The sequence below is a fragment of the Mesorhizobium sp. M0140 genome (assembly GCF_040322475.1).
In the GTDB taxonomy this organism is placed as follows: domain Bacteria; phylum Pseudomonadota; class Alphaproteobacteria; order Rhizobiales; family Rhizobiaceae; genus Mesorhizobium.
Map to the genome: position 1 here is coordinate 166,092 of NZ_JAMYTM010000002.1, position 24,901 is coordinate 190,992.

Here is a 24,901-nt window from a genome sequence, read left to right on the forward strand (position 1 = left end):
GTCTCTCCTTGCGAGCGCCCCTGCGCATCCGGCGCATGCCCGCGGGGGAAAATGTGGTGAAACCCGACCCCCGCTACAAGATGCCGGCGCCGATTTGAGCCTGCCGAGGCGATACCAGGCCTCAGGCGCCGGCAAAACGGTTCATTTTCTTGGCCAGATCGATATCGAGCGCGGTGACGCCGCCGGCGTCGTGAGTGTTCAGCGTCACGTCGACTGTCTTGTAGACATTCGACCAGTCGGGATGATGGTCCATCGTCTCGGCGGCAAGCGCGACGCGGGTCATGAAGGCGAAAGCCTCGGAGAAATTCGCGAAGGTGAATGTGCGCTTGATGGAGGCGCCGTCTTCCGCCAGCGCCCAGCCGTCGAGACCGGTCAATGCGGCTTCAGCGGCTTGCCTGCCCAGTTTCTCTCTCGCCATGTCCATATCCTGTGCTATTCGAAAACGACCCTCACCATAGCGACGGATCGATGAGCGCGAAGCCCATAAACTCCATTCTCTTCGTCTGCCTCGGCAACATCTGCCGGTCGCCGCTGGCGGAAGGTGTCTTCCGCGCCGTTTGGGCCGAGCGCGGATCGGCCCGGGATATCCTGCTCGATTCAGCGGGAACCAGTGACTGGGAGGCCGGCTCTGCCCCCGATCGACGCGCGATCGCGATCGCGGTGCGGCACGGCGTAGACATTTCCGGACAGAGGGCGCGCAAGGTCACGCCGCAGGACCTCCACCGTTTCGACCTGATCCTCGGCATGGACCGGTCGAATGTCGCCGACCTGAAGGCGCTGGCGCCGGCGGCCGTGCAGGACCGCATCCATCTGTTCCTGGAGTTCGCGCAGGGAAAGGCACGCGACGTGCCGGATCCTTATCATGAAGAGGCAGAAGCCTTCGCTTCCGCCTATCGCATGATCCGCGAGGCGTCGGAGGCGCTGGCGACAAGGCTGGAGGCGCGGGCGTCCGTGCCTGACAGCGGCCAGGCTTCCTCGACGATATAGGGTCCGCCGCCGACCGAATCGCGCGACGACATCAGCACGAAACGGCCGATGCGGAACGGCAGCGTCGAGAAATTGCCGCGCGCCGACAGATATTGGGCGACGTCCAGCGGAGTCGAATTGCGTAAGCGCGCCAGCGTCACATGCGGCATGAACTTGCGCGGATCGGCCGGGATGCCGAGCCGCTGGCAGATGCGGTCGATCTCGCCCTGAAGGGCAGCCAGACCGGGCGAGGCGGAAGCACCCGCCCACACCGCATGCGGCTTCTTCTGCCCGAAAGCGCCGACGCCGGACAGCGCCAGCGAGAAGGAAGGGCGGTGGACGCGGTCGAGCGCGTTGGCGATCTCGTCGGCGACATGGCCGGGGACATCGCCGATGAAGCGCAGCGTCAGATGGTAGTTTTCGACATCGATCCAGCGGGCTCCCGGCAAGCCGCCCCGCAGCAGCGACAGCGAAAGGGCAGCGTCACGCGGAATTTCGAGGGCGGTGAAAAGACGCGGCATGAAGAGCCTCCCTTCCTCGAATCGAACTGTCACCTATAGCGAATCATCGATAGTCAAACGGAGCAAGAGGTTTGTTGGCCACAGTCCCTGTTAAAAGTTTGCCGGGCGGAAACAGTTCCAATCCGCTAGGAATCGCCCGGCACTGCCGCGATCACCTTCTCTACCGTCGGCAGGATGCGTTCGACCATCTGGTCGACGCCTTTTGCGCTCGGATGCAGGCCGTCCTCGAGTTGCATGCCGGGCTGGCCGGCGACGCCTTCGAGAAAGAACGGGTAGAGCACGACTTCGTATTTCTTCGCCAGGTCCGGAAAAATGGCGTCGAACGCATTCTGGTAGTCGGGACCGAGATTGGGTGCGGCACGCATGCCGGCCAGAAGCACGGCAATCTTGCGCTGCTTCAGCTTGCTCAGCATCTCGTCGAGGTTCTTCCTGGTGATGTCGGGCGAAACGCCGCGCAGCATGTCGTTGGCGCCGAGTTCGAGGATGACAAGCTGCGTGCCGTCCGGCACCGACCAGTCGAGCCGAGCCAGGCCGCCGCTCGTCGTGTCGCCGGAGACGCCGGCATTGGCGACGATCACATCCTGGCCCCTGGCGCCAAGCGCGGCCTGCAGCCTGTCGGTAAAGCCCTGGTCCGGGCCAAGACCGAAGCCCGCCATCAGGCTGTCACCGAAGCCGACGATCTTGAACGGCTCGGCGCTCGCCGACGACATGGCGCCGCTGATGGCGAGGAAAACCATCAAGCCTGCGGCAATACTGCGTTTGAAAGACATGCGGCAGGCCCCATATGAGCTAGGAATTCTTCAGTCGACGGCTTCCGGCAAGCAGAGCCTTTCCAGATATAGGACGATTTCATTTTGACAGAAGCCGTCATCGCGCTGAAAGATGTATCCCTGACCCTTGGCGAGGGCGCTTCATCGGTCCATGTGCTGAAGGGGGTGAGCCTCGATGTGGCGACCGGCGAGGCGACCGGCATCGTCGGGCCTTCGGGTTCCGGCAAGTCGACATTGCTGATGGTCCTGGCAGGCCTGGAAAGGGTCGATTCGGGTACGGTCCGAATCGCCGGTGAGCTGCTCAACGGCAAAAGCGAGGACCAGATTGCTTCGTTTCGTGGCCGAAACATTGGCATCGTGTTCCAGTCCTTTCATCTCATTCCCAACATGACGGCGCTGGAAAATGTCGCGGTGCCGCTGGAACTGGCCGGCCATGCCGATCCGTTTTCGGTGGCGGCGCGCGAGCTGGCGGCGGTTGGCCTCAGCGACCGCGTCACCCACTATCCCGGCGAATTGTCGGGCGGCGAGCAACAGCGCGTGGCGATCGCCCGCGCATTGGCGCCGTCGCCGCGCATCCTGATCGCCGACGAGCCGACCGGCAATCTCGACCAGGCGACCGGGCGGCAGGTCGCCGACCTCTTGTTTGCCAAGGCGGCCGAGCGCGGCATGACGCTGGTGCTGGTGACCCATGATCCGGCGCTCGCGGCGCGCTGTTCGCGCCAGGTTTCGATGCGCTCGGGCCGGATCGAGGCACCGGCCCCCGTCAAGGTGACGGCCTGATGCCGCTGTCCCGGACGTTGAGGCTCGCGGTCCGCTTCTCACTGCGCGAGATGCGCGGCGGCCTGTCCGGCTTCCTGATCTTCCTCGCCTGCATCGCGCTCGGCGTCGCGGCCATCGGCGGCGTCAACTCGGTGGCGCGTTCGATCACCGCCGGTGTCGCCAATCAGGGCCAGACGCTGCTCGGCGGCGATCTTCGCTTCCAGATCAACCAGCGTGACGCCAGCCGGGCGGAGCGCAGCTTCCTTGACGGGCTCGGCACGGTTTCCCGGACCGCCAGCATGCGTTCGATGGCGCGTCTGGCCGACGGATCCGACCAGGCGCTGGTCGAGGCCAAGGCGGTCGACCATGCCTATCCGCTCTATGGCACGCTGGAGACCGAGCCGGCACTGTCGAAACAGGAACTGTTCGGCGAAGAGTTCGGCGTCTTCGGTGCGGCGGCACCCGATCTTCTGTTCGAGCGGTTGCACGTCAAGATCGGCGACCGGCTGAAGCTCGGCACCGCCACTTTCGAACTGCGCGCCAGGCTGGTCGCCGAACCGGACGCCGTGTCCGACGGTTTCGGCTTCGCCCCAAGGCTGATGATCTCGACCGACGGACTGGCGGCCACTGGACTGATCCAGCCGGGCAGCCTGGTCGAGAATGCCTACAAGATCCGGCTGCCGGCAGACGCCGACGAGGTGCGGCTGAAAGCCGTCCAGGACAAGGCCGCCACGGATTTCCCCGAAGCAGGCTGGTCGATCCGCACACGCAGCAACGCGGCGCCCGCGCTGTCGTCCAACATTGAACGTTTCTCGCAGTTCCTGACCCTGGTCGGGCTGACGGCGCTGGTGGTCGGCGGCGTGGGCGTCGCCAATGCGGTACGCGCCTATCTCGACGGCAAGCGCGGCGTCATCGCCACCTTCAAGAGCCTGGGCGCTTCGGGCGGCTTCGTCTTTGCCATCTATCTCGTGCAGATCCTGATCATAGCCGGATTGGGTATCGTGCTGGGCCTTGTGCTCGGCGCACTGATGCCGTTCGCGGCGAGTGCGGCCTTGCAATCCGTCATTCCGGTGCCTGCCGAAGGCGGCTTCTATCCCGGCGCGCTCGGTATGGCGGCGCTGTTCGGCCTGCTGGTGACGTTGGCTTTCGCGCTGCTGCCGCTCGGCCGCGCCCGCGACGTGCCGGCAACCGCGCTGTTTCGCGAAATGGGGCTGGAAGGCCGCGGCTTGCCGCGCCCCGCTTATGTCGCGGCCGCCATAGGCATCGCGCTGTTGCTTGCGGCGCTGGCCATTCTGTTCTCGGGCGACCAGCGCATAGCCTCGATTTTTGTCGGCGCTACCGTCTTCGCCTTCCTGGTGCTGCGCGTGGTCGGCGCACTGGTGCAATGGGCGGCCAGGAAAAGCCCGCGCGTGCGCTTCGTGGCGCTCAGGCTCGCCATCGGCAACATTCATCGGCCAGGCGCCCTGACGCCATCGGTGGTGCTGTCCCTGGGGCTTGGCCTGACGCTGCTGGTGACGCTGGCGCTGATCGATGGCAATCTCAGGCGGCAGATCTCCGGCAGCCTGCCGGAACGGGCGCCGAACTTCTTCTTCGTCGACATCCAGAGCGCCGATGTCGCGTCTTTCTCGGCGCTGATCGGCAAGGAGGCCCCGCAGGGCGTGCTGGCCAAGGTGCCGATGCTGCGCGGCCGGGTGATGGCGCTGAACGGTGTCGATGTCGACAAGGTGAAAGTGCCGGCGGAAGGCGCCTGGGTGCTGAGGGGGGACCGCGGCCTGACCTATGACACCAGGCAACCGGAGAACGCGACGTTGACCGAGGGCAGTTGGTGGCCCGAAAATTACAGCGGCGAACCGCTGGTTTCGTTTTCGGCGCAAGAAGGCAAGGAGATCGGGCTGAAGCTCGGCGACACCATCACCGTCAATGTGCTGGGCCGCAATGTCACCGCCAGGATCGCCAATTTCCGCCAGGTCGAATGGGAGACGATGGGCATCAATTTCGTCATGGTCTTCTCGCCCAACACATTCGCAGGCGCCCCGCATGGCTGGATGGCGACGCTGACCGAAAAGAGTGCCTCGACGGCCGACGACGCCCGCATCCTCAACGCCGTCACCCGCGCCTTCCCCGCGGTGACGACGGTGCGGGTCAAGGACGCGCTCGATGTCGTCAACCGGTTGGTCGGGCAACTCGGCACGGCGATCCGGGCCGCCGCTGGCGTGGCGCTGATCGCCTCGGTGCTGGTGCTGGCCGGCGCGCTTGCAGCCGGCAACCGGGCGCGCATCCATGATGCGGTGGTGTTGAAGACGCTGGGTGCGACACGCACGACGCTGATATCGGCCTTCTCGCTCGAATATATGCTGATCGGGCTGGCCACCGCCATCTTCGCGCTGGCAGCGGGCAGTGCTGCCGCCTGGTTCGTCGTCGCGCGCATCATGACATTGCCGTCGCATTTCATGCCGGAGGTGGCGGTGGCAACCATTCTGTTTTCGCTGGTGGTCACGGTCGGCATTGGTCTCGCCGGCACCTGGCGGGTGCTCGGCCACAAGGCAGCACCGGTGCTGCGCAACCTGTGACGACAGGCCCGGAAAAGGCATCCTGGATTAAATCTTGGTAAGAAAGCCGTCCGGAAAGCCAAGGAATCGGCACTTGGTTGCCTCACGAACCGTTACATCCGGTTACGGTCTTGTTCTTGACGCGAATAACCATCATATTTCGCCACAGGCATGCTGGAGCCCTGCCAGCGGCGCCTGGGTCCGGAAGGACCTGACACCGGACGGGGCAGAAGCAATAGAGGACTACAATGGCTGATCCCATTCGCAACTACCAGACGCGCGCCGTGCCCGGCGTCAGCGTCGGTGCCGACATCGATCAGGGCCTGCGCGCCTACATGATCAAGGTTTACAATCTGATGGGGCTTGGCCTCCTCATCACTGGTCTTGCCGCTGTCGGCACGATCATGCTGGCCACCACCACCGATCCGGCTTCGGCTGTCGCGACGCTGCCAAGCGGCGAGATGCTGACCTCGTTCGGCTACGCGATCTTCGGTTCGCCGCTGCGCTGGGTGGTGATGCTGGCGCCGCTGGCCGCCGTGTTCTTCCTGTCGTTCAGGATTCAGTCGATGAGCGTCGCTGCCGCGCAGACCACGTTCTGGGTCTATGCCGGTCTCGTCGGCCTGTCGCTGTCGTCGATCTTCCTGGTCTACACCACGGCAAGCATCTCGCAGACCTTCTTCGCCACCGCCGCCGCTTTCGGCGCGCTGTCGCTGTTCGGCTACACCACCAAGCGCGACTTGACGGCAATGGGCTCGTTCCTGATCATGGGCGTGTTCGGCATCATCATCGCGTCGGTGATCAACATCTTCCTGCAGTCGTCGGCGCTGTCTTTCGCCGTGTCGGCGATCGGCGTGCTGGTCTTCGCCGGCCTCACCGCCTATGACACGCAGAAGATCAAGGAGATGTATTTCGAGGGCGATGCTACCGATGTCGCCGGCCGCAAGGCGATCATGGGCGCGCTGAGGCTCTATCTCGACTTCATCAACCTGTTCATGTTCCTGCTGCAGTTCATGGGCGACCGCCGCTAGTACAGCAGCGCTTGGACCATCGAGTTCCAGAAGGGCGGCCCAACGGCCGCCCTTTTCTTTTGTCTTGGCCTTTGCTGTTATTGCGAGCAGAGAAACGACATGCATAAACAATGAGCAATATTACGATCCGGCCTGTCACGGTGGCCGACCTCGACAGCGTCACGGCCATCTATGCCGACGCGGTGACCCAAGGCACGGCGAGCTATGAGCTGGAGCCGCCGAGCCGCGCGGAGATGGGTGTTCGATTCGACAGCCTGATGGCCGGCGGCTTTCCTTACCTGGTGGCGGAGAAGGACGGCACTGTTCTCGGCTACGCCTATGCCGGCGCCTTCCGGCCGCGCCCGGCCTATCGCTTCATCGTCGAGGATTCGGTCTATGTCGCGCCCGAGGCCAAGGGCCAGGGCGTCGGGCTCAAGCTGATGCAAAGCCTGATCGAGGCAGTGACGACGGCGGGCTTTCGCCAGATCATCGCGGTGATCGGCGATGGCCGTCCCGACAGTGCCTCGGTGCGGCTGCACGAAAAGCTCGGCTTTCGCTATTCGGGACGCCTCGAAGGTTCCGGCTACAAGCATGGGCGCTGGCTGGACACGGTGTTCATGCAGCTGTCGCTGAATGGCGGTGCCTCGGCGCCGCCCGATCCGAGCTCGCTGCCGGAGCGGAAGTTTCGTCTTAAAGGGGACTGAAGCGAGGAATTGGGGAACTGAACAACTGAAGAACTGAAGAACTGAAGAACTGAAGAAGAAGGCGGTTACATCAGGCGTCGAGTGCCCAATTCTTCAATTCTTCAATTCTCCAGTTTCTTCAATTCCGTAGCTCAAGCCTCTACAACCTTGAGCTTGCTGTCGAACACACCAAGCACGCGGCCAAGTTCCTGACCGCGTTTCAGGATGCGGCCGCCGGCGGCGATGACGGCAAAAGCGCCCTGCTTGCGGGCCAGTTTCGGATCCTTGACGATCTGGAACAGCGGCACTTCACTGGTGCGGCGGAATACGGAAAACACGGCGCGGTCCGCAAGATGATCGATGGCGTAGTCGCGCCATTCATTGGCAGCGACCATGCGTCCGTAGAGCCTGAGGATCTGGTCCAACTCGCGGCGGTCAAACCGTACCGGCTGATCGAGACGTTCGCGTCGTGCCTCGTGCAGCGGGATCAATATCGCGGATGCGTCCCCATCCCCCGTCCCGCCGCTGTCATCCGTCATGCCTCGATCCTTCAAAATGAATCTTTGCCAACCAAAGTTGGCGTGTTCGCGACTGAATTGCAAGGCCTAGCGAACCGAGCCCCGCGCCGCGCCGTTTTCGTCACGTCCAGTCACTTTTATGAAACGCCGTGTTGGAATTGGTGATGTTCCGCCACATTTCTGCCTTTTTTTATCCGCGCTCATGCCCCAATGTCCGACGAATTTACCGGTGTTGCCTGAGACGGTTCGGTCCGGCACCGGCTCGTAAACCCCAAGCCCCCCGCCCACGGGTCTGCGTCGGATCGAACCAACCTCGGCTCTTCCTCGGAAGAACCGGGTGCGACGATCCCAAAACCTAAATGACCGACGTCAGAAGCAAGCTGACGTCGGTTTTTTATTGGGTGGTGAGTCGAGTGCGGTTTCACCGAGCGTCGCGTCCCCCTCACCCGGATTGCCAACCGAATTGCGAAGGGGCAATTCGGGACAATCCGACCTCTCCCCGAGGGGAGAGGAGATCGCGGCGGCGCTTTACCTCTTCTCCCCTCGGGGAGAAGGTGGCCGCGAAGCGGCCGGATGAGGGGCCTCCCATCCACAGTCCTAGCGAAGATGGGGGGCGCCGGCGTCCGTTACGGCTTGTGGATGAACGCGGCGCCGAGAATAGGACCGGGCATGCCGTCCTTGCCGACCGACTGCAGCAGCACGGCGCAGCCGCCCTTTTTGGCAATCTCGCTCATCGGCAGCTCGTAGCGCTGTGCCTTGCCATGCCACATGCCAGCGGTCTGAATCCCGGTGACGGCGTTCCAGTAGGTCATCTTGCGGCCGGTATTCTCGCCCTCGCCGACCTTGACCGTCTGCGGCGGGTCGAAATAGACGATGACGACATGGGCGTCGCTGGGGCCGTTGCCGGCATCACCGGCGTCGATCGTCACACGGTCGCTGGTGCGGCTGACCTTGACGGCGACGCGCATGCCTTCGCCGTTCTTGGCCATGCGGGCGAGCGCGCCATCGACCTCGCCGCGGCTGGCGCCGTTGACGTGGACACGGCCGTTGATGACGGCCTGCGGCGTATAGACGGAGCGGCTGCCGAAGGCGCGCATGTAGTCGTATTGCCGCTCGGTGTTCTCCTTGCGGCCCAGCGTGTCCTGCCAGCCGAGATAGTCCCAATAGTCGACGTGATAGGCGAGCGCGACGATATCTTCCTTGGCGGCAAGTTCGGAGAACAGCGTATCGGCCGGCGGGCAGGAACTGCAGCCCTGGCTGGTGAACAGTTCGACCACGCCCAATGGCCTTTCGATCTGGGGCCTGTCGATCTGGACCCGGTCGGCATGGGCGCGATCGGATTCGCCGGCATGCCCGGCGCCGGCAGACGCCGAGAAGGCCAGCGCAAGAGCTGCCAGCCACAATGATTTTCGCGAGGCCATGGCCATTCCGATTCCCGCCGGTGGTGCCGGCTTTATCTTGATTGCTAAAATATGTGGCAGAACCGGAAGTCAACGGGAAGTCACGTTGCGGTGAAATTTTGCCATTGCAGCCGACCGCAACCCCGCAATAGGAAGGATCTGCGCTTCAGGATAGAAACCGATTCGGGCGGCAATCACGATGTGGCAAACGTTTTTGGCGCCGGTCGACCTCTATTGCGAGCGGACCGGCCCGGAATTCTGGTCCGAACCCGTCAACGCCCTGACCAATCTCGCCTTCATCGCCGCCGGCCTGTGGGGCGTGCGCGAGGTGCGAAGGCTGGACACCGGCGCCTTCGCCGAGGTGCTGGCTTGGTGGGTGGTGGCGATCGGCATCGGTTCGACGATCTTCCACACCTTTGCCACCAAGGGCACGGTCTGGGCCGACGTGCTGCCGATCGCCGGCTTCACGCTGGCCTACACGCTGTTCAATTTACGCCGCTTCCTCGGCATGCGATGGGGCAAGGCCATCGCCATCTTCATTGCCTTCTATGTGCTTGCCGGGGCGATAACCCTTGCCGTGCCGGACTGGCTGCGCCAGGCGTCGAACGGTACGACGGGCTATCTGCCGCCGTTCCTGGCGCTCGCCTTCTTCGGTGTCTGGGTGACGGTGAGCGGCAATCGCGCCGGCTGGTATAATCTGGCGGGCTCGGCGATCTTCGTCGTGTCCGTCATCTGCCGGATGATCGACCCGGTGGTCTGCGGCAGCTTTCCGCTCGGAACGCACTTCCTCTGGCACATCCTCAACGGCGTGATGCTCAGCGTGCTTTTGGCGGCAGCGGCGCGGTTTGGGAAGCCGAAGAATAGGGGAATAGGGGAATAGGGGAATAGGGATTCCCTTCCCTACTCCCTTACTGCCCTACTCCCTTACTCCCGTACTAAGCAGCAAGATCGCGCAGCACGTATTGCAGGATGCCGCCGTTCTTGAAGTAATCGAGCTCATCCAGCGTATCGATGCGGCAAATGATCGGCACATTCTTCACCGTGCCGTCGCCATAGGTGACCTTGGCGATCATCGTCTGGCGCGGCTTGATGGTGCTCAAGCCGTCGATCTCGACCAGCTCGTCTCCCTTGAGGTTGAGCGATGCCCATGAGGTGCCTTCCTCGAAGACAAAGGGGATAACGCCCATGCCGACCAGGTTCGAGCGATGGATGCGCTCGAAGGACTGGGCGATGACCGCGCGGACACCAAGGAGATTGGTACCCTTGGCAGCCCAGTCGCGCGACGAGCCGTTGCCGTATTCGACGCCGGCGAAGACAACCAGCGGCACGCCTTCCCTTTTGTACTCCATCGCCGCGTCGTAGATCGATTCCTCTTCCTTCGACGGGTAGTGGATGGTGTAGCCGCCCTCGCGCCCGTTCTCGCCCAGCATGTGGTTGCGGATGCGGATGTTGGCGAAGGTGCCGCGCATCATCACCTCGTGATTGCCGCGCCGCGTGCCGTACTGGTTGAAGTCGGCGACGCCGACGCCGTGGTCGGTGAGGTATTTGCCGGCCGGCGAGGCCGCCTTGATCGATCCGGCCGGCGAAATGTGGTCGGTGGTGATCTTGTCGCCGAACAGGCCGAGCACGCGGGCGCCCTTGATGTCGCCGATCTTGCCGAAACCTGATGTCATGCCAGCGAAATAGGGCGGGTTCTGCACATAGGTCGAGTTGTCGTCCCAGGCATAGGTCTGGCCTTCCGGCGCCTTGACGTTCTGCCAGTACTCGTCGCCCTTGAAGACGTCGGCATATTTGCGGGCGAACAGCTCGCGGGTGACGTTCTTCTCGATGAACTCCTGGATCTCGGCCGAGCTCGGCCAGATATCCTTGAGGTAGACCGGCTCGCCGTTCTTGTCCTCGCCGAGCGGCTCGGTGGTCAGGTCCTTTGTGACGGTGCCGGCCAGCGCGTGCGCGACGACCAGCGGCGGCGAGGCCAGATAGTTCGCCTGCACGTCGGGCGAGACGCGGCCTTCGAAGTTGCGGTTGCCGGACAAGACCGCGGCAGCGATCAGGCCCTTGTCGTTGATGGTCTTCGAGATCGGCGCCGGCAGCGGGCCGGAATTGCCGATGCAGGTGGTGCAGCCGAAGCCGACCAGGTTGAAGCCGATCTGATCGAGTTCCTTCTGCAGGCCGGATTTCTCCAGATACTCGGCGACCACCTGGCTGCCCGGCGCCAGCGAGGTCTTCACCCATGGCTTCTGCTTCAAACCGAGGCGGTTGGCGTTGCGGGCCAGGAGGCCGGCGCCGATCAGCACACTCGGGTTCGAGGTGTTGGTGCACGAAGTGATGGCGGCGATGACGACGTCGCCATGACCGAGATCATGGTCGGTGCCTTCGACTGCGTAGCGTTTGGAGATTTCGGCGGCCTTCTTGTATTCGGTCTCCATCGCCTTGGCGAAACCTTCCGGAATGCCTTCCAGGGCGACGCGGCCCTCGGGCCGCTTGGGTCCGGCCATCGACGGCACGACGGAGCCAAGTTCCAGCTCGAGCAGATCGGTGAACACCGGATCGGTCGAGCCGGTCTCACGCCACATTCCTTGAGCCTTGGCATAAGCCTCGACCAGCGCGATGCGGTCCTCGCTGCGGCCGGACATTGTGAGGTAGCGGATGGTTTCCGAGTCGACCGGGAAGAAGCCGCAGGTGGCGCCATATTCGGGCGCCATGTTGCCGATGGTGGCGCGGTCGGCCAGCGTCATGTTGGAGAGGCCCGGCCCGAAGAACTCGACGAACTTGCCGACGACGCCCTTCTTACGCAGCATCTGGGTGACGGTGAGCACGAGGTCGGTGGCGGTGACGCCTTCTTTGAGCTTGCCGGTGAGGCGGAAGCCGATCACCTCAGGCAAAAGCATGGAGACAGGTTGGCCGAGCATGGCCGCCTCGGCCTCGATGCCGCCGACGCCCCAGCCGAGCACGCCAAGGCCGTTGATCATGGTGGTGTGCGAATCGGTGCCGACGCAGGTGTCGGGATAGGCTGTCGTTTCGCCGTCCTCGGTGTTGGTCCACACCACCTGGCCGAGATATTCGAGGTTGACCTGATGGCAGATACCGGTGCCGGGCGGCACGACGCGGAAGTTGCGGAACGCCTGTTGGCCCCATTTGAGGAATTTGTAGCGCTCCTCATTGCGCTCATATTCCAGCTCGACATTGCGGGCGAAGGCCATCGGCGTGCCGAATTCGTCGACGATGACGGAATGGTCGATGACGAGGTCGACCGGCACCAGCGGGTTGATCTTCTGCGGATCGCCGCCGAGCGAAGCCATGGCGTCGCGCATCGCGGCAAGGTCGACCACGGCCGGAACGCCGGTGAAATCCTGCATCAGCACGCGGGCCGGGCGATAGGCGATCTCGACACCGGCGGTGCCCTTGTCGGTCAGCCAGCCGGCCACCGCCTGGATCGATTCCTTGGTGACGGAGCGGCCGTCTTCGTTGCGCAGCAGGTTTTCCAGCAGCACCTTCATCGAATAGGGCAGCTGCGAGATGCCGGTGAGGCCGTTCTTCTCGGCCTCGATGAGGTCGAAATAGGCATACTCCGCGCCGCCTGCGGTCAGCGTGCGGCGGCAATTGAAACTGTCGAGGGATTTTGACACGTGCGATCCTTGTCTGTTCAGCCTGAAAGGGAACGGACGCCGATGGCATGCAATCACGCGCAAAGGTGCGGGTACGGCCATTTCCGCTGTCCGTTCCCAAGCAACCCGAGCCGTTCAAGGCGGCGCGTGCGCTGGTTCGGCGCTAATTCTGTTCCCGTGCCGACCGCTGGCACGGATGCACCGCATATAGAGAATTTTCTGGAATAGTTCTAGACAGTTGGAAAGCAATTTTGTGCGATGCGGCAGCGGCCGCGACACATGGTTTCAGGGCAGGCGAGGAATGCGGCTGATCGCCGAAAATCTGTGCGGCGAGCGAGGCGGCGACGCGGTGTTTTCCGGCATCGGCTTTGCCCTGGAGGAGGGTCAGGCGCTCATCGTTACCGGGCCGAACGGATCGGGCAAGTCGACCTTGCTGCGGGTCATCGCCGCGCTGCTGCCGGTGGCGCAAGGCAGCGTGAGGATCGAGGGTGCCATGAAGATTGAAGACGGGGGCGAAGCGTTCCCGTCTGTTGCCTCGGCCTGTCACTACCTTGGCCACCAGAACGCAATGAAGCCGGCGCTCAGCGTGGCGGAGAATTTGCGCTTCTGGCGCGACTTCAACGGCGACGGACAGCTCGGCGTCGAAGAGGCGCTGGAAACGGTCGGGCTCGGTGGCATCGGCCACCTGCCGTTCGGCTATCTATCGACCGGGCAACGGCGCCGGGCGGCGATCGCGAAACTGCTGGTCAGCCACCGGCCATTGTGGCTGCTGGACGAGCCGACGGCGGGGCTGGACAAGGCTTCGGAGGCGCGGTTCGCGGGGTTGATGGCGAAGCATTGCACGGATGGCGGGATGATTGTCGCGGCGACGCACCTGCCGCTGGGGATCGAGGGGATGGAGTTGAGGATGGGGGAAACGGGTTGATGATGGCGCCCGAGCATCTCATACCATGCTAGCCCTCTTCCTGCGCGACATCCGCCTCAACATCCGTGCGGGCGGCGGGGCGCTGACCGGGGTCATCTTCTTCCTCGCCGTCATCGCCACCATCCCGTTCGGAGTCGGGCCGGACCTGAAGCTGCTGGCCCGCATCGGGCCGGCGATCCTGTGGATTGGCGCGCTGCTGTCCTGCCTGCTCGGTCTCGATCGGCTGTTCCAGGCCGACCGCGAGGACGGCTCGCTCGATCTGCTGGTGCTCGGCAATGATCGCCACATGCTGGCCTTGACGGTGCTGGTGAAATGCCTGGCGCATTGGGCGGGCAGCGTGCTGCCGCTGGTGGTCGCCGCGCCCGTGCTCGGGCTGTTCATGAACATGGAGCCGCTCGGCATCGGCGCCACGGCGCTGACGCTGCTGGTCGGCACGCCTGCTATCACCTTCATCGGCGCCGCCGGTGCGGCGGTGGCGGTGGCGCTGCCGCGTGGCGGGCTGCTGATCTCGGTGCTGGTGCTGCCGCTGACCATTCCGGTGCTGATCTTCGGCGTTTCGGCAAGCTATGGAGCGACCGCCAATCCCGATCCGTTTCTGCAGCCCTTCCTCATTCTTGCCGCGCTGACCCTGTTTCTTGGCGTGCTGGGTCCGGTCTCGGCGGCGCTGGCGCTGCGCCATGGCACGGATTGACGCGGCGTATGACTGCGGATTGCGAAGCCGACGGAGCGAGGCTAAGGGAAAGCATGTCTAGACTGGGCGACATGATTGGCTTGGAAGGCCGCACTTCAGCGGGGCCTGCCGCATGAGCGCGCATGCACTCTATGTGACCGCTGCCTATGGCATCACTGCCGTGGTGCTGGCCGGATTGATCGGCTGGATCCTGCTCGACCAGCGGGCGCGCAAGCGTGAGCTTGCCGAACTGGAGGCGTCCGGCGTGAGGCGTCGCTCCGACAAGGTCGCAAAGCCATGAGCATCGAAACAGAAACGCCGCCCCCGCGCACTCGTCGCCTGTTCGTGCTGTTGCCGCTGCTGATCTTCCTCGGCCTGGCCGGACTGTTCCTGTCGCAGCTGCTGTCGGGGCGCGATGTTTCGGAAGTGCCGTCGGCCCTGATCGGCCTGCCTGCGCCGCAAACCAGCCTGCCGGCGCTGGAGGGCTCAAACCTGCCGGGGCTCGATTCGAAAACCTTCGCCGGCAAGGTCACATTGGTCAACGTCTTCGCGTCGTGGTGCGCGCCATGCCGCGAAGAGCACCCGGTGCTTCTGGCGCTGTCGCAGGACAAGCGTTTCAGCATGGCGGCGCTGAACTACAAGGACCGGCCGGAAAACGCACGCCGGTTCCTCGGCGATCTCGGCAATCCGTTCCAGGCGATAGGGGTCGACGAAGCGGGCCGCGCGGCGATCGACTGGGGCGTCTATGGCGTGCCGGAAACCTTCGTCATCGGCAAGGACGGCAAGATCGCCTACAAGCATGTCGGCCCGCTGACGCCCGAGACGGCGAGGGATCTCTTGCTGCCACAGATCGACAAGGCGCTGGCGGCGTCGAACTGACGTCGCGACGCACCTATACGCGTAGCTGCATCATCCTTGGGTCTTCGCAACGCCACGCGTCGCTACGCCCAAGGATGGCGAACGTGATGAGGCGATCGAATACTCAGCCGTAGATCTGCTTGTGGATCTGGTAGAGCATTTCCGAGCGGTCGGCGCGCATGTCGGCCAGATCGCGGCTGGAAAAGCTGTCGATTTCGGCGACAAGGCGGTTGTAGTGCTTGCGCTTGGCAATGCTGTTGCGAGCGCGGGTCATGAGACTGTCGAGGATCATAGCAAGGTTCCTTTTTGGCGCCGCGTTTCGGCGGCGGTTTCTTCCTCCCTTGATCGATACGAAGCATGACATAGTAATGGTGCATTGCAAAAAGAAGATGTTGCAATGCACCATTGCGCTGAACGCATAGCCGGTTAATGCGGCGCTAAAGCGCGTCGCGTTTGAACGGATTCAGGCGACGCGCTTCAGGTCTTTGTTTTTATGCATGTCGTTCTCCCAAAACCGGGGCCACTTTTGGGCGACATGCATTAACGTCATGCGCAGAGCCGGCAAGCGATCTTTTGCATCACACTGTGCGTACCCACATTGCCTTCTGTCCCTCCGGCTGTCTTGATCCGGTGTCATTGATGCCGGGAGGAAAAGCATGGCGGCTGCGGACTATTATGAAATTCTCGATCCGCGCTTCGCGCGCCTGTTCAACGGCAACGCGCAGGTCGAGAAGCTGTTCACCGGATGCCAGTGGGCGGAGGGGCCGGCCTGGTTCGCCGCCGGCCGCTATGTCGTCTGGTCCGACATCCCCAACAACCGCATGCTGCGCTATGACGAGACCGACGGCAATGTCAGCGTCTTCCGGCAGCCGTCCGGCAATTCGAACGGCAACAGCGTCGACCGGCAGGGCCGGCTGATCACCTGCGAGCATTCGGGCCGCCGCGTCAGCCGCACCGAGTTCGACGGCTCGGTCACCACGATCGCGGCCAAATGGAAGGGCAAGCGGCTGAATTCGCCCAACGACGCGGTGGTGAAATCCGACGGTTCTATCTGGTTCACCGATCCGAGCTACGGCATCGATACGGATTATGAGGGCGACAGGGCCGAGAGCGAAATCGGCGCCTGCCATGTCTACCGGGTCGATCCCGGCACCGGCGAGGTCGAAGCCGTCATCACCGACATGGTCCGGCCCAACGGCCTGGCCTTCTCGCTAGACGAGAGCCAGCTTTATGTCGTCGACACCGGCCGCACGCATGGCGCGCAGAATCCGGCGCATATGCGGGTGTTCAATGTCGGCAAGGGCGGCAAGAAGGTTTCGGGCGAGAAAGTCTTCGCCGACTGCACGGCCGGCCTGTTCGACGGCTTCAGGCTCGACGAGGACGGCCGCATCTGGACCAGTGCCGCCGACGGCATCCATTGCTACGATCCGGACGGCACGCTGATCGGCAAGGTCAAGGTACCGGAAGTCACCGCCAACTGCGTGTTCGGCGGCAACAAGCTGAATTGCCTCTACATCGCCGGCACCACGTCGCTCTACATGGTGCGGCTCATGGTCAACGGCGCCAAGACATACTGAGACTGGAGCACTGGCGGCCGTTCGACGGTTTCATCGAAGCGGGTCGCGAGCACGAACATCCCGGGAGGAAAAAATGCCATTCGTCAACATCCGCATCGTCAAGGAAGTGATATCAGCCGATCCGGCGGGCAAGAAGGCGGACATCGCCAAAAAGGTCACGGCGGCCATCATGGACGCCACCGGGCTGAGCAACGACGATGTCTGGGTGGTTTTCGAGGAGGTCAATGCGCGTGATTGGTATGTTGGGAAGACGGATGTGGAGACGCTGCGAAAGGGTTGATTTCGAAGGCATGGCGAAGCCCCTTTCCTTCGTCATCCTAGGGCGAAGCAGTCGCGAAGCGACGTCGCGGAGACCCTAGGATCCATGCCGCGACTTTCGAGCAGGGCACAACGGTGCAATACTGTCTTTGGCGGTCCGTGTAGTATCCAACGTTAGGCTGCCCTTCTTGGACCGATGCATTCTCGGCAAAGGTCGCGGCATGGATCCTAGGGTCTGCGCCGCGTCGCTTCGCTCCTTGCTTCGCCCTAGGATGACGAATGCGTGGTGGGTCGGCACTCAACGGGCGCGGATAAAGTCCGCGAAAGCATTCAGCGCATCGCGCATCGCCAGCCGGTTCGCCGGCTCCGCCAGGATGCTCTCGACCTCCGGCTGCTTCTTCCCCAACAGCACAATCTCCAGCATATCCTCGCACAACGCGAATGACATAGTGCGCATGATCTCGGCCAGTGCGGCGCGAGCGAACAGCGAGCGCGGCGAGGCGTGCACCAGCATGGCGGGCTTGGCGACGGCGGCGTCGCGCGAGACCAGCCAGTCGAGGGCGTTCTTCAGCCCGCCCGGCACGCCATGGGCATATTCCGGACAGGAGACGATCACGCCGTCGGCTCGGGTGACGGCATCGATCAGCTTGGAGGCTTCGAGCGGCGTCCGCTCGCCCTCATCATCGGGATTGAAGATGGGCAGACGGCCAAGCCCGTCATGGACGGTGACGCGGCAGCCGGACGGCGCTTCGCGGGCCAGTGCGGCGATCAGCGCCGAATTGGTGGAAGCCGCGCGCAGGCTGCCGGAAATGGCAAGGATGTTCAGCAAGGTATGGAATCGGTCCAGACGCGAATCGCGTCCGGAAACCTACCACATCGTCTTCTTGTATTCCTCGTCGAGCCAGCGGTCGGTCGCCTCGGCGGAATCGGCAACCGCCAGCTGATCGCGCATGATCTGGCCGAGCGTCGGCAGCGTCGCACGGTCGTACCAGGTTTCCGGCTTCCACAGGTCCGAGCGCATGAAGGCTTTTGCGCAGTGCATGTAGGCGGCCTTGACGCTGACCACGACGACGCTTTGCGGCTCCCTGCCGTCGACGGCGAGGCGTTCGCGCAAATTTGCGTTGACGGTGATGCGGGCATCGCCGTTGACGCGCAGCGTCTCGTTCATGCCGGGAATGAGGAAGAGCAGCCCGACAGAGGGATTGAGAAGAATGTTTTCCAACGTGTCGAGCCGGTTGTTGCCGGGCCGATCGGGAATGGCGATGGTGGTGTCGTCGAGAACGGTGGCAAAGCCCGGCTTGTCGCCCTTCGGCGTCACGTCGGCATTGCCGGCACCGTCGGACGAGCCGATCAGCACGAACGGGCTCTTGCCGATGAAGGAGCGGCAATGGCCGTCAAGTTTTTTCAGCTCCTTGCGGATAGAACCGTCGGTCGGCCGTGGCGTCTTGTAGATCGTCCTCAACTGGTCGCGCGTGGTGATGAATTCCATGTCCCTCTCCCCAGAACGGTTCATTGTTTCACGAACGCAGAACCGCTTTTTCTACTTTCCGGTTCTCTCTTCTTTGCCGGCCTTGTCCTCGAGTGAATGACGCAGGATCAGCGGCATCTGGCTGAAGGTGAACAGAAGCGTGATCGGCATGATGCCCCAGACCTTGAAAGTAACCCAGGCGTCGGTGGAAAAATTGCGCCACACCACCTCATTGACGATGGCCAGGAACAGGAAGAACAGGCCCCAGCGGAAGGTCAGTTTCCGCCAGCCTTCGGCGTCGAGGCTGAAGGCCGAATCGAAGACATAGCCAAGCAGCGACTTGCCGAAGTAGAGCCCGCCGAGCAGCACGCCGCCGAACAGCGTGTTGACGATGGTCGGCTTCATCTTGATGAAGATGTCGTCCTGCAGATAGAGCGTCAGCGCGCCGAAGATGAAGACGACGACGCCCGACACCATCGGCATGATCGGCAAGGTGCGGGTGAGCAGCCACGAGGCGATCAGGGCGATTGCCGTGGCGGCCATGAACAGCCCGGTGGCGACGAAAATCGGCCCGCCGAACTCGGCCAGAACAGGGAATTTCTGCACCAGCCATCCGCCGCGCGCATTGGCGAAGAAGAACACCATCAACGGACCCAGCTCCAGCACTAGCTTGAGCAGCGGATTGACGCCTTCCTTCTTCTGCTTCTGCGGGTCCGACGGATCGCGTTCGAGAATGGGTGGGTTCATGGAATCTCTTTCTTGCGCATGATCTGATCCAAAAAGTCTGCAACTTTTTGGGACATGCTTGTTAAGCTACTCCAGCGATCGCCCTGGCGAATTCGCTTGCCGAGAAAGGTTCGAGGTCGTCGACCTGTTCGCCGACGCCGATGAAATAGACCGGCAATTTGTGCTTTGCCGCGATCGCCACCAGAATACCGCCGCGCGCCGTGCCGTCCAGCTTGGTCATCACCAGGCCGTTGACGCCGGCGATATTGCGGAAGATCTCGACTTGGTTGAGCGCGTTCTGGCCGGTGGTGGCGTCGACCGTCTGCAGCACGGTGTGCGGTGCTTCCGGGTCGAGTTTGCCAAGCACGCGGACGATCTTTTCGAGCTCCGCCATCAGTTCAGTCTTGTTCTGCAGGCGGCCGGCGGTGTCGATGATCAGCACGTCGGAACCGGCCTCCTTGGCCTTCTCGAAGGCGTCATAGGCCAGTCCCGCGGCATCGGCGCCGATCTTTGAGGCGATCACAGGCGATTTCGTCCGCTCGCCCCAGATCTTCAGTTGCTCGATCGCGGCGGCGCGAAAGGTGTCGCCGGCGGCGAGCATCACCGACAGGCCACCATCGGTGAGCTTGGCGGCCAGCTTGCCGATAGTTGTGGTCTTGCCGGTGCCGTTGACACCGACCACCAGGATGACATGCGGCTTGTGTGAAAGGTCGAGCTCCAGCGGCATGGCGACATGGGCCAGCACTTTTTCCACCTCGGCCGCCATGATGGCGCGGACCTCGGTGTCGGAGACGTCCTTGCCGTAGCGGCTGGCGGCCAGCGCGTCGGTAACGCGCAAGGCCGTCTCCATGCCGAGATCGGCACGGATCAGCACATCCTCAAGGTCCTGCAAAGTCTCTTCGTCCAGCTTGCGCTTGGTGAAGACGCCGGCAATGTTGCCGGTGAGCTCCTTGGAGGAGCGGGCAAGCCCGTCCTTCATGCGCTGGAACCATGAGCGCCTCGGTGCCGGCTCCGGCGCCTTCTGTGGCTCGGCCTTCTGCTCGACCTTCTTGGTGACGGTCACCTTGCCGGGTGCGGCTTTTGGCTCCGGCGCGGGTTGTGGAAGAGACTGCGGCTCGGGCGCAATTTCCGCAATGACCGGCTGCGATTCGATCGGCGCCGGCTGGCGAATGGGAGGTGCGATTTCGGCAGGCGGGGCTTCGGGCGTCGGTGCTGAAACTTCTTCCTTCTCCCCGTCTTCAGACGGAGAGAAGGTGCCAGCAGGCGGATGAGGGGCGGCGCTGACCTCTGATAATGGCTGAGCAGGGGCCGGCCCCGGTGTCGGCACCTCGATCGGGGCTGGTGTCTCGGCCGGAACCTCGGCAGGCGTCGGCACTTCGACCGGTTCCGGTTCCGGCTGCTGTTCCGGGCGTGACGGGACGATCTCCGGCTCGGCCGGCGCGGGTGGCGGGACCTCCTGCGGCTGCGGTTCGGGAGCAGGCTCCGGAACGGCGGGAGGTGTTGGTATCTCCTCGGGCGCCGGCGGCTCGGCAGGCGTCTCGGGCGCGGGTTCTTCTTCCGGCTCGGGCTCCGGCAGGGGTTCCGGCTCGGAGGGAATAGTCGGCTCCGGTGCTGGCGGAATGGCCGGTGCCGGCTCGGGCACCGGCTTCTCGACAGGCGCCGATTCCGGCGCGGGGATCACTTCCGGCTCGACCGTCGTCGGCGTCGGCGCAGTTTCCGCCTCGCGCTCCAGCTCGTCACGCTTCAAGAACTCCGGAACGACCTGCTCGGCCGCCGGCTTCAGCGCCTCGAGCGCTTCCCATTTGATCGGCGGCAGCGGGGCGGTCTCGTCGACCCGCTCCTCGACCACCTCTTTCTTGCCGAACGAAAATATCTTCTTGAAAAAACCAGCCATGCTTTGCGTTTCTCAGGCCGCGCGGGCGGCGAGGGGCGCCGCGATCAGCCTGCTACCATCGTGGCCTGATATATCGGCCTCGACGATCTCACCCGGTGCGCCCGTGCCGAGTGCGGCAAGCGTAAAACCCTCGGTGCGGCCAAGGCCGTCGCGCTCGATCAGGATCGACTGACGCGTACCGGTGAGCGACGACAGATGCCTGATATACGCAACTTCACCGGCGGCGCGCAGCCGGGCGGCGCGCTGCTTGACCAATTCGCGGCGGAGCTGGGGCATGCGCGCGGCAGGCGTGCCTTCGCGTGGGCTGAACGGGAAGACGTGGAGATGGGTCAGGCCACACTCCTCGACGATTTTTTCCGAGTTCTCGAACATTTCGTCGGTCTCGGTCGGGAAGCCGGCGATGATGTCGGCGCCGAAGACGATACCGGGGCGCAGCTTGCGCACATCCTCGCAGAAGCGGATCGACTGGTCGCGCAGATGCCGGCGCTTCATCCGCTTCAGGATCATGTCGTCGCCCGACTGCAGCGACAGATGCAGATGCGGCATCAGCCGCGGCTCGGTGGCGATGGCGTTGAGCAGATCGTCGTCGGCCTCGATCGAATCGATGGAGGACAGCCGCAGGCGCTTCACGTCCGGCACCTGTTTCAGGATTGTTTTCACCAGCCTGCCGAGCTTCGGCGCGCCCGGCAGATCGGCGCCGAATGATGTCATGTCGACGCCGGTCAGAACGATCTCGGCATAGCCGTTGCCGGCGAGCCGCTTGACCTGCTCGACCACGGCGCCCATCGGCACCGAGCGCGAATTGCCGCGGCCGTAGGGAATGATGCAGAAGGTGCAGCGGTGGTCGCAGCCATTCTGCACCTGGACGAAGGCGCGTGCCCGGCCCTCGATGGCGTCGACCATGTGGCCTGCGGTCTCACGCACCGAAAAGATATCGTTGACGCGTGCCTTTTCGGTGTCGTTGACGCCGAAATCCGGCAGTGCGCGATAGGAGTTGGCCTTCAGCTTCTCTTCATTGCCGAGCACGAGATCGACCTCGTCCATGGCGGCGAATTTTTCAGGCTCGGTCTGCGCGGCGCAGCCGGTGACGATGATGCGCGCCTGCGGGTTGTCGCGGCGCGCCTTGCGGATCGCCTGCTTGGCCTGGCGCACTGCTTCGCCTGTCACGGCGCAGGTGTTGAAGATCATGGCGCCACCTTCCAGCGCGCCCAGACCGGCACTTTCAGCCTCGCGCCGCATCACCTGCGATTCATAGGTGTTGAGCCGACAGCCGAAGGTGACGACATCGATGCCCTGGGACATCGGGCTCTTGGGCAGAGCGGACATCAGGCCGCGCTTTCGGTGTCGCGGGCCCATGTCCCGTTCGACGGGTCGAAGCTGCCGGAAAATTCCCATTCGGCGGCGCCCGTCAGGACCACGTGGTCATCGTCGCGCCATTCGACATGCAGCATGCCGCCGCCGGGGGTCAACAGACTGACGCTGCGGCCGGTCCGGTTGGTGCGGGCAGCGGCCACGACGGCGGCGCAGGCGGCCGAGCCGCAGGCCTTGGTCAGTCCGGCGCCGCGCTCCCAGGTGCGGATGATCATCGTTTCGGGCGAAGTAACCTGAGCGATGGTGATGTTGGCGCGCTCGGGGAACATCGGGTGGTTCTCGAGCAGCGGGCCGAAGCGGTCGAGCTCATAGGACCAGACGTCATTGTCGACCCAGAAGATGGCGTGCGGATTGCCCATCGAGACGACCGAGGGTGAATGCAGCACCGGCGCGTCGATCGGGCCGATCTGCAGCTCGATCATCCGGGTGTCGCGGAACTCCTCGGCCAGCGGGATATCCTGCCAGCCGAAGCGCGGCGTGCCCATGTCGACCGAGATCGAACCGTCGGCATGTTCGCGCGCATTGAGGATGCCTGCCACGGTTTCGAAGGTGAAGATCTTCTGGCCGGTCTCGGCGGCGAGCGCCTGGACGACGCAGCGCATGCCATTGCCGCAGGCCTGGGCGCTGGTTCCATCGGAATTCAAGATGTCGATGAAAAAGGCGGTGCCCGGCGTCCTGGCGTCATGGATCGCCATGATCTGGTCGAAGCTGGTCGCGGCATCGGCATTCAGCGCAATCGCCGCCGCCGCCGTCACCCGATCGGCACGGCCACGCATATCGGCAACGATGATCTCGTTGCCGATGCCGTTCATCTTGGCGAAAGGGGCGGTGCTGGCCATTGCTCCGAAAAATTCCGTATCCGTTTGGCGCTATATGGCGGAAACGGGCAGGAATTACCAGTGCGCAGCCGCTTGGTCACGGCGAAAGCGCCGGACTTACGTGACGGCGAAAATGCCCAGCACCATCAGCAGGAAAATGATCAGAACGATGCCGATAAGGATGCGCGCACCGGTGGCGGCGGCACCTGCCAGCGCCGGCATGCCGAGCAGACTCGCCGCCGCGGCGACGATCAGGAGAACGACGATCCATTTGAGCATGGCAATGCCTCGCAAACCGGCAGATTTTTCAACCACATGAAAACGCGGTTGCCGCGCTGGGGTTCCGTCGAAACCGATCAGGGCGCTATGTGCTCCGGCACATCCCATACCTCACCCGGCCGCAAGGCGCGAAAGCGCTCGCGGGGGATGCCTTGATCGTCAAGCGCCTCGGTCAATTTGCGCGCCGGCTCGTCGATCGGCTCGTCGGTGAGCTGGAAAGTGCCCCAGTGGCAGCCGGCGGCATGGGCGGCATTGCACAGCGCCATGCCTTGCACCGCCTCCCAGGGGTTCTGGTGCTGCGGCGCCATGAACCAGCGCGGCTCATAGGCGCCGATCGGCAGGATGGCGAAGCGGAAACCGCCATGTTTCTCAGCCATCAGCCGGTAGTTGATGCCATCGTGGAAGCCGGTGTCGCCGGCGAAATAGAGCTTGCTGTCAGGCGTTTCGACGACGAAGCCGGCCCACAGCGCCATGCGCCGGTCGCGGGCGCCACGCGCCGACCAGTGATGCACCGGCTCGACATGGACGGCGGCGCCATTGCCGATCTCGACCCTGTCGCCCCAGTCATGCGCCGACAGTCGCATGCCGGGCACGGCGGCTTCGATGATGGCGTCGTTGCCGAGCGGAGTGAGCACCAGCGGGTCGTGGCCGGCCTTCAGCCGCTTCAACGTGGCGAGGTCGAGATGGTCATAGTGGTTGTGGCTGACCAGAACGAGGTCGATCGACGGCAGGTCGGCAAAGGCGATGCCTGGCGCATTGATGCGTTTTGGTCCGGCGAAGGAAAGCGGCGACGCGCGCAGCGACCACACCGGATCGGTAAGAATGTTCAGACCGGCCGTCTGGACCAGCAAGGTGGAATGACCAACCATGGTCACTTCCAGCGCAGCGCCCTCGACCCGAGCCGTCGGTTTCGCCTGCGGAAAGGGGCTTGCATCGCTCGCCGGCCATTTCGAGCGCTGGCCATTCAACTGCCATTTCAGCAGGTCGGCGAAACGGCCGGGTGGCTGGCCGTCGGGATTGAAGAACAATGCGCCGTCGAAATGGTCGCTGGGCGGGCCGCTGTAATAGCGATTGGCGGCAGTCTTTCTCGCGGCCAATTTGCGGCTCCAGCAGGGTTTCGTTTCCAGACATAGGCGCTAAGGCGGTTCGCGCAAGCGTCCACCGACGAAGTGTTGACCGGAATTCCCAAGCGACGGGCGACAAGCGGTCAGCCGTCCCCATTGCGATAAAATTGCAACACTTCTGGCTGCAAACTGTATTTTAACCATATCGGGTTGAA

Annotated in this window: 27 protein-coding genes; 12 read left to right on the forward strand and 15 right to left on the reverse strand. The window is 63.6% G+C overall.

Annotated elements, in window-relative coordinates; genetic code table 11:
• Positions 1 to 121: 121 nt before the first annotated feature.
• On the reverse strand, positions 122 to 418 hold the full coding sequence (locus NKJ37_RS02760; protein ID WP_023811314.1) for a 4a-hydroxytetrahydrobiopterin dehydratase: 297 nt from the start codon (positions 416 to 418) through the stop codon (positions 122 to 124).
• 50 nt (positions 419 to 468) lie between these two features.
• On the opposite strand from NKJ37_RS02760, the gene NKJ37_RS02765 reads away from it, so the two are divergent.
• Positions 469 to 987, forward strand: a complete 519-nt coding sequence (locus NKJ37_RS02765; protein WP_352772577.1) for a low molecular weight protein-tyrosine-phosphatase — start codon at positions 469 to 471, stop codon at positions 985 to 987.
• Here NKJ37_RS02765 and thpR read toward each other — a convergent pair.
• Complete coding sequence (gene thpR / locus NKJ37_RS02770) at positions 891 to 1,487, reverse strand: RNA 2',3'-cyclic phosphodiesterase (RefSeq protein ID WP_127382293.1); 597 nt, start codon at positions 1,485 to 1,487, stop codon at positions 891 to 893. The two genes, NKJ37_RS02765 and thpR, sit on opposite strands and share 97 nt — an antisense overlap.
• 125 nt (positions 1,488 to 1,612) lie before the next feature.
• Complete coding sequence (locus NKJ37_RS02775; RefSeq protein WP_352772579.1) at positions 1,613 to 2,257, reverse strand: arylesterase; 645 nt, start codon at positions 2,255 to 2,257, stop codon at positions 1,613 to 1,615.
• 84 nt (positions 2,258 to 2,341) lie between these two features.
• Between NKJ37_RS02775 and NKJ37_RS02780 the strand changes: the two genes are divergently transcribed.
• The 4 genes from NKJ37_RS02780 (at position 2,342) to NKJ37_RS02795 (ending at position 7,276) form a co-directional block, all read left to right on the forward strand.
• Positions 2,342 to 3,037, forward strand: coding sequence for an ABC transporter ATP-binding protein (locus NKJ37_RS02780; protein ID WP_023811310.1), 696 nt, complete (start codon positions 2,342 to 2,344; stop codon positions 3,035 to 3,037).
• Positions 3,037 to 5,586, forward strand: coding sequence for an ABC transporter permease (locus NKJ37_RS02785; protein WP_352772582.1), 2,550 nt, complete (start codon positions 3,037 to 3,039; stop codon positions 5,584 to 5,586). Before NKJ37_RS02780 ends, NKJ37_RS02785 begins: the two co-directional genes overlap by 1 nt.
• Positions 5,587 to 5,813: 227 nt before the next feature.
• Positions 5,814 to 6,593: a Bax inhibitor-1/YccA family protein gene (locus tag NKJ37_RS02790; protein ID WP_023811308.1), complete on the forward strand. Its 780-nt coding sequence runs from the start codon at positions 5,814 to 5,816 to the stop codon at positions 6,591 to 6,593.
• Positions 6,594 to 6,703: 110 nt separating this feature from the next.
• Positions 6,704 to 7,276, forward strand: coding sequence for a GNAT family N-acetyltransferase (locus NKJ37_RS02795; RefSeq protein WP_023811307.1), 573 nt, complete (start codon positions 6,704 to 6,706; stop codon positions 7,274 to 7,276).
• A gap of 131 nt (positions 7,277 to 7,407) precedes the next feature.
• Here NKJ37_RS02795 and NKJ37_RS02800 read toward each other — a convergent pair whose 3' ends face one another.
• Positions 7,408 to 7,794 carry a DUF2794 domain-containing protein gene (locus tag NKJ37_RS02800; RefSeq protein WP_023811306.1) on the reverse strand — a complete coding sequence of 129 codons (387 nt, stop codon included), beginning with the start codon at positions 7,792 to 7,794 and terminating at the stop codon, positions 7,408 to 7,410.
• A gap of 605 nt (positions 7,795 to 8,399) precedes the next feature.
• Positions 8,400 to 9,200: a DUF1223 domain-containing protein gene (locus tag NKJ37_RS02805; protein WP_352442578.1), complete on the reverse strand. Its 801-nt coding sequence runs from the start codon at positions 9,198 to 9,200 to the stop codon at positions 8,400 to 8,402.
• A 172-nt stretch (positions 9,201 to 9,372) separates the two neighbouring features.
• On the opposite strand from NKJ37_RS02805, the gene NKJ37_RS02810 reads away from it, so the two are divergent.
• Positions 9,373 to 10,053: a ceramidase domain-containing protein gene (locus NKJ37_RS02810; protein ID WP_352772585.1), complete on the forward strand. Its 681-nt coding sequence runs from the start codon at positions 9,373 to 9,375 to the stop codon at positions 10,051 to 10,053.
• 55 nt (positions 10,054 to 10,108) lie between these two features.
• Here NKJ37_RS02810 and acnA read toward each other — a convergent pair whose 3' ends face one another.
• On the reverse strand, positions 10,109 to 12,799 hold the full coding sequence (gene acnA / locus NKJ37_RS02815) for an aconitate hydratase AcnA (protein ID WP_127273510.1): 2,691 nt from the start codon (positions 12,797 to 12,799) through the stop codon (positions 10,109 to 10,111).
• A 280-nt stretch (positions 12,800 to 13,079) separates the two neighbouring features.
• Between acnA and ccmA the strand changes: the two genes are divergently transcribed.
• The 4 genes from ccmA to NKJ37_RS02835 all read left to right on the forward strand — a co-directional run bounded on the left by ccmA (position 13,080) and on the right by NKJ37_RS02835 (position 15,252).
• Positions 13,080 to 13,703, forward strand: coding sequence for a heme ABC exporter ATP-binding protein CcmA (ccmA, locus tag NKJ37_RS02820; RefSeq protein ID WP_352772588.1), 624 nt, complete (start codon positions 13,080 to 13,082; stop codon positions 13,701 to 13,703).
• Between the two features lie 25 nt (positions 13,704 to 13,728).
• Complete coding sequence (gene ccmB / locus NKJ37_RS02825; protein WP_023811301.1) at positions 13,729 to 14,394, forward strand: heme exporter protein CcmB; 666 nt, start codon at positions 13,729 to 13,731, stop codon at positions 14,392 to 14,394.
• 112 nt (positions 14,395 to 14,506) lie between these two features.
• On the forward strand, positions 14,507 to 14,674 hold the full coding sequence (ccmD, locus tag NKJ37_RS02830; RefSeq protein ID WP_013528831.1) for a heme exporter protein CcmD: 168 nt from the start codon (positions 14,507 to 14,509) through the stop codon (positions 14,672 to 14,674).
• The gene (locus NKJ37_RS02835) at positions 14,671 to 15,252 is read left to right on the forward strand and encodes a DsbE family thiol:disulfide interchange protein (RefSeq protein ID WP_023811300.1); all 582 of its coding nucleotides are present in this window, start codon (positions 14,671 to 14,673) and stop codon (positions 15,250 to 15,252) included. Before ccmD ends, NKJ37_RS02835 begins: the two co-directional genes overlap by 4 nt.
• 103 nt (positions 15,253 to 15,355) lie before the next feature.
• Here the strand turns inward: NKJ37_RS02835 and NKJ37_RS02840 are convergent, their stop codons facing one another.
• On the reverse strand, positions 15,356 to 15,523 hold the full coding sequence (locus NKJ37_RS02840) for a hypothetical protein (RefSeq protein ID WP_013528833.1): 168 nt from the start codon (positions 15,521 to 15,523) through the stop codon (positions 15,356 to 15,358).
• A gap of 364 nt (positions 15,524 to 15,887) precedes the next feature.
• Here NKJ37_RS02840 and NKJ37_RS02845 point away from each other — a divergent pair, with 364 nt between their 5' ends.
• On the forward strand, positions 15,888 to 16,808 hold the full coding sequence (locus NKJ37_RS02845; protein ID WP_023811298.1) for an SMP-30/gluconolactonase/LRE family protein: 921 nt from the start codon (positions 15,888 to 15,890) through the stop codon (positions 16,806 to 16,808).
• Between the two features lie 73 nt (positions 16,809 to 16,881).
• Positions 16,882 to 17,088, forward strand: coding sequence for a tautomerase family protein (locus NKJ37_RS02850; RefSeq protein WP_023811297.1), 207 nt, complete (start codon positions 16,882 to 16,884; stop codon positions 17,086 to 17,088).
• Between the two features lie 276 nt (positions 17,089 to 17,364).
• On the opposite strand, the gene NKJ37_RS02855 is transcribed toward NKJ37_RS02850, so the two are convergent.
• The 8 genes from NKJ37_RS02855 to NKJ37_RS02890 all read right to left on the reverse strand — a co-directional run bounded on the left by NKJ37_RS02855 (position 17,365) and on the right by NKJ37_RS02890 (position 24,719).
• Entirely contained in the window at positions 17,365 to 17,895 is a 531-nt protein-coding gene (locus NKJ37_RS02855) for an NADPH-dependent FMN reductase (RefSeq protein ID WP_023811296.1), read from the reverse strand.
• Positions 17,896 to 17,934: 39 nt separating this feature from the next.
• Entirely contained in the window at positions 17,935 to 18,555 is a 621-nt protein-coding gene (locus NKJ37_RS02860; RefSeq protein WP_352772593.1) for a pyridoxamine 5'-phosphate oxidase family protein, read from the reverse strand.
• 51 nt (positions 18,556 to 18,606) lie between these two features.
• Positions 18,607 to 19,281, reverse strand: a complete 675-nt coding sequence (locus NKJ37_RS02865) for a septation protein A (RefSeq protein ID WP_023811294.1) — start codon at positions 19,279 to 19,281, stop codon at positions 18,607 to 18,609.
• A gap of 61 nt (positions 19,282 to 19,342) precedes the next feature.
• Positions 19,343 to 21,154, reverse strand: a complete 1,812-nt coding sequence (gene ftsY, locus NKJ37_RS02870) for a signal recognition particle-docking protein FtsY (protein ID WP_023811293.1) — start codon at positions 21,152 to 21,154, stop codon at positions 19,343 to 19,345.
• A gap of 12 nt (positions 21,155 to 21,166) precedes the next feature.
• Positions 21,167 to 22,480 (reverse strand): tRNA (N(6)-L-threonylcarbamoyladenosine(37)-C(2))-methylthiotransferase MtaB, encoded by a 1,314-nt coding sequence (gene mtaB / locus NKJ37_RS02875; RefSeq protein WP_031213274.1) that lies wholly within the window; start codon positions 22,478 to 22,480, stop codon positions 21,167 to 21,169.
• A complete protein-coding gene (dapF, locus tag NKJ37_RS02880; RefSeq protein WP_023811291.1) occupies positions 22,480 to 23,364 on the reverse strand; it encodes a diaminopimelate epimerase in 885 nt (294 codons plus the stop codon). The genes mtaB and dapF overlap by 1 nt, the downstream gene beginning before the upstream one ends.
• Positions 23,365 to 23,460: 96 nt before the next feature.
• Positions 23,461 to 23,622: a DUF1328 family protein gene (locus NKJ37_RS02885; protein ID WP_023811290.1), complete on the reverse strand. Its 162-nt coding sequence runs from the start codon at positions 23,620 to 23,622 to the stop codon at positions 23,461 to 23,463.
• 77 nt (positions 23,623 to 23,699) lie between these two features.
• Positions 23,700 to 24,719, reverse strand: a complete 1,020-nt coding sequence (locus NKJ37_RS02890; RefSeq protein ID WP_023811289.1) for an MBL fold metallo-hydrolase — start codon at positions 24,717 to 24,719, stop codon at positions 23,700 to 23,702.
• Between the last annotated feature and the right edge of the window lie 182 nt (positions 24,720 to 24,901).